We start from the raw sequence: 11,083 nt of genomic DNA, 5'->3' as shown, positions 1-11,083 counted from the left end.
CGTCGCCGAGCAAGGAAGCAACCGTTGCAAGGCCGAGAATTGCGACCCAGAAATATTCTGCCGGGCCGAACAGCAGGCTGAGCTTCACCAGAGCCGGCGCAAACAGGATGAGCGAGATGGCCGAAATCACCGATCCGATGACGCCGGAGACGACCGCGACCTACAAGGCGTAGGCGGCCTTGCCCTGCTTGGTCATCTCGTATCCATCGAGAATGGTGGCAACTGATGCCGGCGTACCCGGCACCCGCAGGAGAATTGCGGGTATCGCGCCGCCGTAGCTGCCGCCATTGTACATGCCGGCCATCATCCCCAGAGCGAAAAGCGGATCGAGACCAAAGGTGAGCGGGATAAGAACGGCAATGCCCGTGGTCACGGTCAGGCCGGGCAGAGCCCCGACCACCAGCCCGGCAACGGTGCCCAGAAACACCGCAAACAGGTTCATCGGATCTAAGACGTGGGGTAGCGCACTCCAGATTGCATCTATCACAGCACGGACTCCAGCAAGAAATCGAGAATATCGGGCGGAAGGGGGCGCTCCAGGAGCCCTGCAAAGACCAGCAGAATGACCGCTATCGAACAGGCAACGACCGGAACGACGAGACGGAGGTTTTTGTAACCCAGCAGCACCGGCAGGCCGATCCCGACAACGAGGCTTGGAACCACATATCCCAGCAGATCGACCGCAACGATGTAGGTCAGCAGTGTGGTAAATCCGAGCAGGAAACGGCCCGGATGATCGAGAAGGCGCTGGCTGGTATCGTCCGGCTGCGCGAGTGCAGCGCGCAAGATTACCAGGGCCGACGCCCCTGCGAGCATGATGCACAGCACGCGGGGATATCCGGCACTCTGCGTCGGGTAGGCGCCCGCTTCGACAAAGCCCCAGGTCGCGACGGCCATTAGAGCCGCCGCAAACCCTATCTCCGACTGCTTGCGCGTCGGATTGAAGCTTAGCGCCACGGGGTCACCTTCCACGTTTCGGTGAGATCGGCAGTGATTTTGGCGATCAGTGCTTTGTAGTCCGTGGCATTCAGGTAGTGCAGTGGGATTTCCGCCTTTTGGGCCGATGCCTGGAAGTTCGCAACAAGCCGCCAGACTATCATGCGGGTACGCGACGAAGGTTCACGCTCCGTTCGATCCTAGCGCAGGATTTTGAACTGCTCTTGTCCTGACCCCTATTGGCCATCGTGCCTGTTCTCAGCATCCTTGATAGCCGCCACGAGGTAGTCCTGCGTCAGGGATTGCAGAGCCGTCGTTTTGATCCTGACCTCTTCCATGGCGGCCCGCAGCGCTGCTTCATCAAGCGGGCTTTGCCTGCTCAATGCTTCCTGCATCTTTCGGGCGGCCCTCAGATCGGCCAGCGCCGCCTTCAACGGTTCGCCGTTGTCGCGCAGGCGTGAGCGGAAGGCGGTTCTGACATCCGCAGGATAGCGCGTCTCCAGCAGTGCGGTGAACGCGCCCGTACCGGATCGCCACTGATGCGCGAAAAAGCCCAGGGCGAAAAAATTGCCGGCAAGCGAGAGAGCCAGGAGCACGGGGATGGTGAGGCGGAACATGCCCTTGCGTGTCACAGCCCAACCTCCTTCAGATCGACGTCGTCGTCGAGGATGATGGCAGTCGGCGCGCCCGCCGCCACGGCAAGCAGCGTGGCCTCTGGATCGAGGCCATCCAGCCTTGCGACCTGAAATCCGCTTGCCGCCGCGATGATCAGCGCGAAACCCGCCAGCATGACGAGACGAGGCGAGGTAAACACCTGCCAGGCTGGGCGTTGCCTTGCACCACGCTCGACGTCCAAGCGCCCGAGAACCCTGTGAACGAGGCGGTCGTTCCGCATAGTCGAAACCGCGGCTTCGCGCACCAGCCGGTCGATCGCATCCTCATCGCCTGCATCGCCCAGAAGCTTTCGGTATGGCGACGGCCATGACGAGGGATCGTCGCCAAAGCGGCGTTTCAGTATTTCGAGGTCCTGCTCATTGCCTATCATCGTTTTGGTCCCTTCCCTTGCTGTGCCATATGGTCCCGCAGGCTCCGTCTCGCCCTCACGAGAAGCTGTTCGACGGAGCCGCTGCTCGTTCCCATCACCTCGGCGATCGCGGGAATGTCGAGATCTGCCACCGCCCGCAGCAGCAGCGCCATGCGCTGGCGCTGTGGAAGCTTGCAGATCCCGGCCTTCGCCTGGACGAGTTCTGACCGGGCGGCGATCTCGGTTTCCGCGTCCGGAACGTCCGCGACCGGCTCGGCCGCCGCGCTGTCCAGTCCGATCAGACGAAGCAGCGCGTTTTTGCGGCGCAGGTCGATGCAACGGTTCACGGTGATCCGGTAAAGCCAAGTGGTAACCTGCCCCCGTTCCGGATCGAAGCGATCCGCCTTGCGCCACACCGTCAAGAACACCTCCTGAACGATGTCCTCCGCTTCCTCACGCGATCCCCCGAGATAGCGCCGCGCAAAGGCCGTAAGGCCCAGGCCGTGACGCGCGACGAGATCTGCGAGGGCCTGCTGCCGACCTGCGGCGATCGCGCGGATCAGCGACCGATCAATGTCGGCAGCAGCGGTTGCATCGGGTCGCGTCCGGTCTTTCAAGGCCGTTCAACGAGCGAAGCGCTGCACGGATACGAACCGTCCGCCATCCGGGCCTTCAATGCCCCGCGCCGTGCGAAGCCGGGATGGTCCGGAAGCCGTGCCATGCCTGCCGGTGATCGTCGCGCCATTCGGCCCGACCGCGGAATAGCTGCGGCCGCAGCGGTCCACCACCCCGGAGACGCACTGGCCGTTGGAGGTATAGACAGCGCCGTTCGGTCCCGACCGGGTCGTTGACCCGTCATAATGGCCAGCCTCGCCGGTCACGCTGCGGCTGATCTCTCCGCCCCGCACCGTCTGGCGCGTCCAGTCCTCGGCATGGGCGGGTCCAGTGAATGCGAGGAGCGGAAGGGCGACCACAAGAAGGGCGCCCCGGATTGTGTCCCGTCGGAATGCTTGTCTCATCTGCATCGTTCCCTGTTGTGCTCACATGGTGGGAGCATGCGAATTCTTCTGTCCGGCATGGTGCTCATACGAACCGGCAGGCAGGCTCCTACGCTCCTGCCCGCGTCTGGAGCCCGGATTTTCCCGGGGGCCGCCGCGTAGGAGGTCCGCGTATCGACCGTATAAGCCGCGACGCCAAATTTCCACGGGAGCAAACGATGCGGCATTCGACGCGTGCGGCGCGGTTTATTATCGCTTGCGCGATGGCTGGCCTTTCGGCCTTTTCGGCACATTCGCAGCAGCTTGACCGGAGCGAGCGAAGGGCGCTGGTGCGCGCCTGCCGCGCCGATGTCGCCCGCCTTTGCCCGGGGATCAGGCCGGGCGAAGGCGCGCTCGGCGAGTGCCTTCGCGAGAACAGCTCCGCCCTCTCCGAGGGTTGCCGAACGACGATTGCGTCGGCGCTGGCGGGCTCGCGTCCGCAAACCGCCGGACAAGAGACCCTCCCCGGCGACACCCGAGTGCTTCGCGACGTCGCCTATGGCAGCGATCCCAAGCAGCGCATGGATATCTATGTTCCGGCCGGGGCGGCCAAAGCGCCGGTGATCTTCATGGTGCATGGCGGCGCATGGGCGATCGGCTCCAAATCCGCTGCGCGCGTCGTCGACAGCAAAGTCGCCCACTGGCTGCCGAAGGGCTACATCTTCATCTCGGTCGACAACCGCCTGCTGCCGGAAGCCGATCCGGTGGAGCAGGCACAGGACGTGGCGCACGCGCTCGCCGCCGCCCAGCAGAAGGTGGTCTCCCTCGGCGGCGATCCACGACGCTTCGTGCTGATGGGGCACTCCGCCGGCGCGCATCTCGTCACCTTGCTCTCATCGGATCCGTCGATCGCGAGCCGCTCTGGCGCCCTGCCCTGGCGCGGCGTCGTGGCGCTCGACAGCGCCGTCTACGACGTCGTCGCGATGATGAGAGGTCCGCATCTGCATCTCTACGACAAGGCGTTCGGGAGGGACCCGGCATTCTGGCGGCGTGCCTCGCCGAGCGACCAGCTCCAGCGAGAAGCGCCGCCCATGCTTCTCGTCTGCTCGTCACGACGTGCTCAATCCTGCGATCAGGCCAGGGCCTTCGACAGGAAGGCAGGGACGGTCGGCGTGCAGACAGAGGTGTTGCCGCTGGCCAAAAGCCACGGCGCCATCAATGAGGAGCTTGGCGAACCGGGGCCCTATACAGATGCCGTAGACCGCTTCATTGGCGGCCTGGTGAAGTGACGGCCGCTGCGCAGTGCTGAGGCGACTGCCGATGAAATCAAGCAGCGCTACAAGCAAAGGCTCAAGATGTACCATCCTGACGTCAATCAAGGAGACCGCAACGCCGAACCGGAGCTACGTGCTTCCATAGAGGCGCATAGGATCCTGAAGCTCAACGGTTTCTGCTGACCGTATTTGCAATTCGACATGAGCTTAATCTGGACTGACTATGAATTCCCCAATGACGTTACTACGCTCTTGAGCGGATTCGAACCAACGCCCCGCTATCCTTGATATGCCAAACGATCTTCCACTAAAGCGGCCATCGCTTCCGCAGCTGAAGCGGAGCGAAACCTATTGAGAGGCTGGGTCATTGGTCTGGTCTCTGGGGCTTCGAGGTTGGCGCTATCGACATGGCGGTACCCGTAAACATCACCGAACAACGATTGATGAGGCTTTGAAGAACACCTTCTGAGATAGGACTTAAACTCGTCGCCGACGAAGATAACCTCTCTCCAACCAAAAAAATGAGTCACGGGGGCAGTGGCCGGTTTGGCCTATTGATCGAGATACCGCTCTGCGAGCCTAGCCCACATCGCGGCCCCGGTGGTGAGGCTGCCATCGTTGAAGTCATATCCCGAGGAATGCAGAATTGCTGAGTCCTTGCCGTTTCCGAGGCGCAGGAAGCTGCCTGGACGATGTTCAAGGAAGTAGGCGAAGTCCTCGCTACCGGGCAGAAGCGGACACGTCGATACGTTTTCAGCGCCGATCAGCTCCTCTGCGACTGCGTGGGCAAACGTGGTTTCTTTTTCGGAATTGACCACGACAGGATAGCCGTGTTCGTAGTCGATCTCGGCGGTGGCCCCATGCCCTTCGGCAACGCTTGCCGTCAGCTTGCGGATCCGCTCTTCGAGGAAGGAGCGGATCGCGGGATCGAAGGAGCGCACGCTCATCGAGATCTTTGCCGTGTTGGCGATAACATTCGAGGCTTCGCCGGCATGAATTGTGCTGACGGTCACGACTGCCGTCTGGGTTGGATCGACATTGCGCGAAACGATCGACTGGAGTGTCATGACAAGGTTGCAGGCAATCAGGATCGGGTCAATCGTCAGATGGGGACGCGACGCATGCCCGCCCTTGCCTTTGATGGTGATCCGGACGGTATCGCCGGCCGCCATGATAGGGCCCGGACGCGTCAGAAGTGCACCAGCGGGCATGCCGGGATGATTGTGCAGACCGAAGATGGCATCGATCGGGAACCGATCGAACAGGCCATCGGCGATCATCAGCTGGGCACCGCTGACCTTGCCCGCTTCTTCCGCCGGCTGGAAGATCAGGGTCACGGTGCCGTTGAAGCGCTTTGTCTTGGCCAGATATTCGGCGGCTCCGAGAAGGACGGTCGTGTGGCCATCATGCCCGCAAGCATGCATTTTGCCGGGAACAGTGCTGGCATAGGTCACGCCGGTTTCTTCCTCAATCGGCAGGGCGTCCATGTCTGCCCGGATGCCGATGCTCCTGGTGCCCGTGCCGTTCCTGAGCACCGCCACGACACCATGCCCGCCGACATTGCGCGTGACATCGTAACCCCAGGCTTCCAGCTTGTCGGCCACGTAGCGAGCGGTTTCGGCTTCTTCAAACGAGAGTTCCGGGTGGGCATGCAGGTGATGGCGGGTCGCCTTCAGGTCTGCTTCCATCGCCTCGAAATCGGAGACGCGAGCGTAGAGATTGTCTTGACTTGGCATGCGGATTCCAGACTTTTCGAATTTGGGAGGACAGCCCCCGGCCTTCGACCGGGGGCTTAAAGCGGATTTCGCTCAGAGGAAGCGCGACAGGAAGGATTGCGTGCGCGGATGCTGCGGATTGCCGATCACATCCTCGGGCCTGCCTTGCTCAACGATAACGCCTCCATCCATGAACACGACGCGATCGGCAGCTTCCCTGGCAAAGCTGATCTCATGCGTCACGACGATCATGGTCAGGCCCTGCTTTGCCAGATCCCGCATGGTCGCCAGCACTTCGCCCACCAGTTCGGGATCGAGCGCCGAGGTCGGCTCGTCAAACAGCATCAGCTTTGGCTTGATTGCCAAAGCACGCGCTATCGCGACACGCTGCTGCTGGCCGCCAGACAGCTGGCGCGGATAGGCATCCGCCTTTTCCGAGAGGCCGACGCGCTGCAGCAGCTGCCTGGCATTTTCGATGGCATCCTTGCGGCTTTCGCCATGGACGCCGACCGGCGCCTCGATGATGTTCTGCAAAACGGTCATGTGCGGATAGAGGTTGAACTGCTGGAACACCATTCCGATCTTGCGGCGCTGCCTTGCAATGCCGTTGGCGGACAGTTTTTCCAGCCGGTCCTTCTTCAGCTTGTAGCCGATCTGCTCGCCATCCACTTCGATGAAGCCCTTCTGGATGGCTTCCAGATGGTTGATGCAGCGCAGGAACGTCGACTTTCCGGAGCCGGACGGGCCCAGGATGACGACGACTTCGCCCGGCATGACATCGAGATCGATGCCCTTCAGCACTTCGAGATGATCAAAAGCCTTGTGGACGTTACGGGCCTGTACCAGTGGCTTTGCAGTGTCGATCACGGTCAATGGTTCGCCTCCCCTGTCGCGGCTTCGACCTTCGCGACACCGGCATTGCGGCGCTCGCTGCGGCCGTAATAGGCCTCGATATAACTCTGGCCAAGATTGAGGACCGAGGTGATGAGCAGGTACCAAAGGACCGCGACCAACAACATCGGAATGATTTCGAAGGTGCGGTTGTAGATCGACTGGACCGAGTAGAGTAGATCGGCCATGGCGATCACGCTGACCAGGGAGGTTGCCTTGATCATGCTGATCAGCTGATTGCCGGTTGGCGGCACAATCGACCGCATCGCCTGCGGGATGATGATCCGCCACAGAGCACGACCCTTGGTCATGCCGAAGGCCTCTGCGGTTTCGGCCTGTCCGCGATCGACCGAAATGAGGCCGCCACGAATGATTTCGGCCATGTATGCCGCTTCGTTGAGAGCAAGTCCGACGATGGCAGCCGTCATCGGGGTAATCACCGAATTGGTGTCCCAGCTGGCCAGCGTTGGGCCGAACGGAATGGAGATCGAAATCGCCGGAAACAGCGTCGACATGTTGTACCAGAAGATCAACTGAACCAGCAGCGGTGTACCGCGGAAGAACCAGATGAACAGGGAGGCAAACCCCTTGGCGAGCCCATCATTGGACATGCGCATGATGGCGATCACGAGGCCGACCACGACCCCAAGGATCATGGCGACCACAGTCAAGCCGAGGCTGACGTAAAGGCCACTGATCACGGTCGGGTCGAAGAAGTACCGGGCGACGACCGGCCAACCGAAGCCTTCATTGTTGGCGATGATCCAGCCGAAATCAATGACGACAAAGGCGATCACGAGCCAAAGAAGCAGACGACCGGTTCTGAAAGGCGTGTGGGCCGTCGCCACATCGCGAAAGTTCGCAGCGCCCTGAGGCGCCGCATCACTTTGTGTGCTGTTGATCATTTTGGAAGCTGCCCACCCAGATTGATGCCAGGCTGCTTGATCATGTTGTTCTCGAGGCCCCACTTCTTCATGATTGCGCCATAAGTGCCGTTGTCCATCAGCACCTTGATGGCATCGACGAAGAGCGGGCCAAGAGGCGACCCCTTGGGAACGACCGCACCCTGGAAGATGTCTTCGAAGCCGTTCTTCTGACCGACGCCGGCCAATTCCAGCTGGCCATTTGCCTGGGAGACGAAGTAGGTCAAGGGCGCCTGGGAGGAGAAGAAGGCGTCAGCGCGCTTGGAGCGGACGGCGAGGATGGATGCCGGCTGGTCCGTGTAGGACTGGACTTCAACCGCGCCCTTGCCCTCCGTGACGCATTTCTCCGACTGGACCTTGATCACCCGTTCCGCAGAGCCGCCCGCCATGACCGAGACCCGTTGGCCACAGGCCGTGTCGAGCGAAGAGATGCCCTTGGGATTTCCCTTCAGCGTCGCGAAAACCACGAATTCCTGAACCCAGTCGACAAAGTCGTTGGCAGTCTCGCGATCCTTGTAGTCGCCGACCGGACCGAAAGCGAACTGGTAGCGGCCTGAGTTCACACCCGCCAGCAGCGCCGGAAGGCCGCCCACTGTGGCGTGCTCGATCTTGACGCCGAGAACCTGTCCCAGCGCATCCGTGAGATCGGCGCTGGCACCCGTCATTTCCGTGCCGGTAACAATTTCATAGGGAGGGAAAGAGCCGTTGTTGACGGAGATCATCTTGCCGGCGGTCTTGATGTCTTCCGGCAGTCTGTCGTGCAGTTGCTTGTTCACTTCCAACTTCGGGATAGCGTCCTGCGCCTGGGCGCCACAGGCCAGAGCGAAGCCAGCGAAGGTAAGAGCAATCAGTTTCTTATGCGACATAGTCATTCCCCTTGTTTTACGAATGCGTGTTTCTTTGGAACTTGCAGTTTCGGCCACAGATCAGATTTGGCTGCCGTCTGTATCGAACTGGAAAAGCTCTTCCGGCGTCATCTCGCGCTTCATGATGCCTTGCGCATGGAGCTCCTTGGCGAAGTCGCCGATCATCTTGCGGTTTGCTGCAAAGCCGCTGGCGTCCCATCCTTCAGGGAGGTCACGAGAGGTTTTGAGCACCTCGTCGAACATCCACGGCGTGGTTTCCGCATACTTGCGGCGCTTCTCCGTCCACATTTTCTGGCTCTCATCGACCAGGCGGCTGATCTCGGCAATCACCCACGGGTTTTCGGACACAACCTCGGCCTTGATGCCGATCAGGTGCATGCCTGGAACATAACCGACGTCATTGAAGTAACGCTTCTCCTCACTGCGGAAATCGCGCAGGACCTGACGAAAGGGCGAACCAGGTTCAAAATAGCCGCTCGGCATGAAGGGTGTGAAGATCGCATCCAGTGCGCCTTCACGCAGAAGGTCCACCATCGGGCGTTCGCCGGGGCATGCCTCGATCAGACCGGGCTGGCCAAAACCATCGAGTCGGTCGGTGATCGGATGCGCCTCGGTCAGCCGTCCAGCATACCACATGGCATCCGTGACCTCGACACCTTCGCGGCGGATGGCGGCGCGGGTCCAGGTGTTGCCGCTGTCGCGCCAACCCGTGACACCGATGCGCTTGCCTGCCAGTTGACCAAGCGTGGTGATGTCGCTGCCGGCCATGGTCATGATGCAGCGGTGTCGAAAGCCGCGCATGATGAAGTTGGGGATGCCGACGACGGTTTCATCGCCGTCATAGCGGAGCTGGGTGTAGCGGCTGAAGGAAACCTCGGCCGCCTCGTGGTCCGGGTCCTTGCCGATATGCGACACCAGCGTCCCGATGCGATCAACCTGAAGATCAAGCTTGTCGGAAGACACATCCCCCAAAGCAAGCGGCGTCATGTAGTCCCAGTCACGCAGTGCAATTCGAAGGCGCAGTGTCATTTGAGTTACTCACGGCAGAAATGCTGATGGGCCGAAGATAAAATGTTCAATTCCAAATGATCAAATGTTATTACGTTATTGAACATTTAAATGGTGACAAAATGATCGATGCCTATAATTCGGCCTGGTTTGCTGAAAGATTGAGCGATCGCTCAATTCGCGGAATAGCGTTAGAGACCAGTGCCTTAATCCGAGCCGGAGCGCTGCCGGTGGGCGCAAAGCTGCCTCCAATCCGCGATCTGGCATTTTCGCTGGGCGTGAGCCCGGCAACCATCTCGGAGGCCTGGAGCGAGCTACGTCGCCAAAAAATCATCACCGGGCGCGGCCGCAACGGCACCTGGGTCAGCGGCGACCGCTTCGTCGCCAAGCCGGAGCGACTGGCCAGTGTCGGCCATTACGGCGCCGGCGTGCTGGACCTGACGATGGCCGTGCCCGACCGGGCGCTGCTGCCGAGGCTCGAGAATGCATTGGTCCATGCGGCATCGACGGAAAGGCTCAATAGCTATGAGCGCAGCCGCATCCTACCGGAGCTTGAGGCAGAAGTTCGCCGGACCTGGCCTTACGAGGCGGAGGCATTTCTGGCGACAAACGGCGGATATAACGCGGTCTACACGCTGATCCATGCGCTCGTGCCACCAGGTGCCGCCGTTGCCATCGAAGAGCCGACGGCTATGCGGCTTCTCGATATCCTGGAGGATCACGGGGCCAAGATCGTGCCGGTCGCCTGCGATGCCGACGGCCCCCTGCCCGTTTCCCTAAGGCAGGCAATGCTCAGCAAACCAGTCGCCTTCATCTTCCAGCCAAGGCTGCACTCCGTGACGGGTCAGACCGTGGCGACCCAGCGGATGGCGGAACTCGTCGAAGAACTTCTAGATACCGACGTCCTGATCATAGAGGACGACGGCATGGCGGATATTTCCGATGCGCTACGGCAGTCCCTCGGGCAAGTCTTCCCCCATCGCGTCATCCATATCCTGTCTTACTCGAAGACCTTGGGGCCGGATCTACGCTTGGCGGTTCTTTCCAGCACGCGCACGATCATCGATCAGATCCAGTCTTATCGGAGCTTCAGCTCTGGCTGGACAAGTCGCATCCTGCAGGGGGCAGCCGCCTGGATGCTGCGAGACGAGACGACGGCACAAGGCCTAAAGGAGGCACGCCGGATCTATCAGGCGCGCCGCGACAATCTTGTGAGGGCTCTGGCAGACCGCGACGTGTTTGTGCCGTCTGGAGGTGGTCTATGCGCCTGGGTTCCTGTCGCCTCCGAGCCATTTGCTCTCGTCACGCTTGCGGCGCGAGGCATTGCCGTACACCCGGGCAACAAATTCGCGGTTCAGCCCACCCACCATCTGCGGGTGGCAACCAGCAACCTCACCGATCGATATGAAGAGGTTGCAGATGCGATAACGCTGGCAGCTTCGGGTGGTTGAGTGCCTAAGGTGCTACTG

12 protein-coding genes and 2 pseudogenes are annotated in these 11,083 nt (G+C 60.9%); 3 read left to right on the top strand and 11 right to left on the bottom strand.

Features of this window, described 5'->3' with window-relative positions:
- The 6 genes and pseudogenes from E8M77_RS24210 to E8M77_RS13365 all read right to left on the bottom strand — a co-directional run.
- Nucleotides 1-442: pseudogene (locus tag E8M77_RS24210) on the bottom strand (tripartite tricarboxylate transporter permease); the annotation flags it as partial.
- Between the two features lie 41 nt (nt 443-483).
- Complete coding sequence (locus E8M77_RS13390) at nt 484-957, bottom strand: tripartite tricarboxylate transporter TctB family protein (protein ID WP_137131152.1); 474 nt, start codon at nt 955-957, stop codon at nt 484-486.
- A 215-nt stretch (nt 958-1,172) separates the two neighbouring features.
- Complete coding sequence (locus E8M77_RS13380) at nt 1,173-1,568, bottom strand: periplasmic heavy metal sensor (RefSeq protein ID WP_137131151.1); 396 nt, start codon at nt 1,566-1,568, stop codon at nt 1,173-1,175.
- Complete coding sequence (locus E8M77_RS13375; RefSeq protein ID WP_137131150.1) at nt 1,565-1,981, bottom strand: hypothetical protein; 417 nt, start codon at nt 1,979-1,981, stop codon at nt 1,565-1,567. Before E8M77_RS13375 ends, E8M77_RS13380 begins: the two co-directional genes overlap by 4 nt.
- Nucleotides 1,978-2,577, bottom strand: a complete 600-nt coding sequence (locus tag E8M77_RS13370) for a sigma-70 family RNA polymerase sigma factor (RefSeq protein ID WP_137131149.1) — start codon at nt 2,575-2,577, stop codon at nt 1,978-1,980. The genes E8M77_RS13375 and E8M77_RS13370 overlap by 4 nt, the downstream gene beginning before the upstream one ends.
- A 6-nt stretch (nt 2,578-2,583) precedes the next feature.
- The gene (locus E8M77_RS13365; RefSeq protein WP_137131148.1) at nt 2,584-2,979 is read right to left on the bottom strand and encodes a hypothetical protein; all 396 of its coding nucleotides are present in this window, start codon (nt 2,977-2,979) and stop codon (nt 2,584-2,586) included.
- A 197-nt stretch (nt 2,980-3,176) separates the two neighbouring features.
- On the opposite strand from E8M77_RS13365, the gene E8M77_RS13360 reads away from it, so the two are divergent.
- Together E8M77_RS13360 and E8M77_RS13355 are read left to right on the top strand one after the other, a co-directional pair.
- Entirely contained in the window at nt 3,177-4,226 is a 1,050-nt protein-coding gene (locus E8M77_RS13360; RefSeq protein WP_170975867.1) for an alpha/beta hydrolase fold domain-containing protein, read from the top strand.
- A 12-nt stretch (nt 4,227-4,238) separates the two neighbouring features.
- Nucleotides 4,239-4,394, top strand: a pseudogene (locus E8M77_RS13355) (DnaJ domain-containing protein); the annotation flags it as partial.
- A 368-nt stretch (nt 4,395-4,762) separates the two neighbouring features.
- Here the strand turns inward: E8M77_RS13355 and E8M77_RS13350 are convergent.
- The 5 genes from E8M77_RS13350 to E8M77_RS13330 form a co-directional block, all read right to left on the bottom strand.
- On the bottom strand, nt 4,763-5,947 hold the full coding sequence (locus E8M77_RS13350; RefSeq protein WP_137131146.1) for a M20 aminoacylase family protein: 1,185 nt from the start codon (nt 5,945-5,947) through the stop codon (nt 4,763-4,765).
- 72 nt (nt 5,948-6,019) lie between these two features.
- The gene (locus E8M77_RS13345; protein ID WP_137131145.1) at nt 6,020-6,799 is read right to left on the bottom strand and encodes an amino acid ABC transporter ATP-binding protein; all 780 of its coding nucleotides are present in this window, start codon (nt 6,797-6,799) and stop codon (nt 6,020-6,022) included.
- Nucleotides 6,796-7,722, bottom strand: coding sequence for an amino acid ABC transporter permease (locus E8M77_RS13340; protein WP_137131144.1), 927 nt, complete (start codon nt 7,720-7,722; stop codon nt 6,796-6,798). Before E8M77_RS13340 ends, E8M77_RS13345 begins: the two co-directional genes overlap by 4 nt.
- Complete coding sequence (locus tag E8M77_RS13335) at nt 7,719-8,606, bottom strand: ABC transporter substrate-binding protein (RefSeq protein WP_137131143.1); 888 nt, start codon at nt 8,604-8,606, stop codon at nt 7,719-7,721. The genes E8M77_RS13340 and E8M77_RS13335 overlap by 4 nt, the downstream gene beginning before the upstream one ends.
- Before the next feature lie 60 nt (nt 8,607-8,666).
- Nucleotides 8,667-9,635 carry a nitrate ABC transporter substrate-binding protein gene (locus E8M77_RS13330; RefSeq protein ID WP_137131142.1) on the bottom strand — a complete coding sequence of 323 codons (969 nt, stop codon included), beginning with the start codon at nt 9,633-9,635 and terminating at the stop codon, nt 8,667-8,669.
- A gap of 101 nt (nt 9,636-9,736) precedes the next feature.
- Here E8M77_RS13330 and E8M77_RS13325 point away from each other — a divergent pair, with 101 nt between their 5' ends.
- On the top strand, nt 9,737-11,065 hold the full coding sequence (locus tag E8M77_RS13325) for a PLP-dependent aminotransferase family protein (protein ID WP_137131141.1): 1,329 nt from the start codon (nt 9,737-9,739) through the stop codon (nt 11,063-11,065).
- The last annotated feature ends 18 nt before the right edge of the window (nt 11,066-11,083 follow it).

The sequence above is a fragment of the Rhizobium sp. FY34 genome, assembly GCF_005222845.1.
In the GTDB taxonomy this organism is placed as follows: Bacteria; Pseudomonadota; Alphaproteobacteria; order Rhizobiales; family Rhizobiaceae; genus Neorhizobium.
This window is presented reverse-complemented; position numbering and strand designations above follow the sequence as displayed.

What these genes read in the sequence shown, in the direction of transcription:
- E8M77_RS13365 (WP_137131148.1), bottom strand. Translation starts at nt 2,979, where the DNA reads ATGAGACAAGCATTCCGACGGGACACAATCCGGGGCGCCCTTCTTGTG.
- E8M77_RS13335 (WP_137131143.1), bottom strand. Translation starts at nt 8,606, where the DNA reads ATGTCGCATAAGAAACTGATTGCTCTTACCTTCGCTGGCTTCGCTCTG.
- E8M77_RS13375 (WP_137131150.1), bottom strand. Translation starts at nt 1,981, where the DNA reads ATGATAGGCAATGAGCAGGACCTCGAAATACTGAAACGCCGCTTTGGC.
- E8M77_RS13350 (WP_137131146.1), bottom strand. Translation starts at nt 5,947, where the DNA reads ATGCCAAGTCAAGACAATCTCTACGCTCGCGTCTCCGATTTCGAGGCG.
- E8M77_RS13340 (WP_137131144.1), bottom strand. Translation starts at nt 7,722, where the DNA reads ATGATCAACAGCACACAAAGTGATGCGGCGCCTCAGGGCGCTGCGAAC.
- E8M77_RS13330 (WP_137131142.1), bottom strand. Translation starts at nt 9,635, where the DNA reads ATGACACTGCGCCTTCGAATTGCACTGCGTGACTGGGACTACATGACG.
- E8M77_RS13325 (WP_137131141.1), top strand. Translation starts at nt 9,737, where the DNA reads ATGATCGATGCCTATAATTCGGCCTGGTTTGCTGAAAGATTGAGCGAT.
- E8M77_RS13360 (WP_170975867.1), top strand. Translation starts at nt 3,177, where the DNA reads ATGCGGCATTCGACGCGTGCGGCGCGGTTTATTATCGCTTGCGCGATG.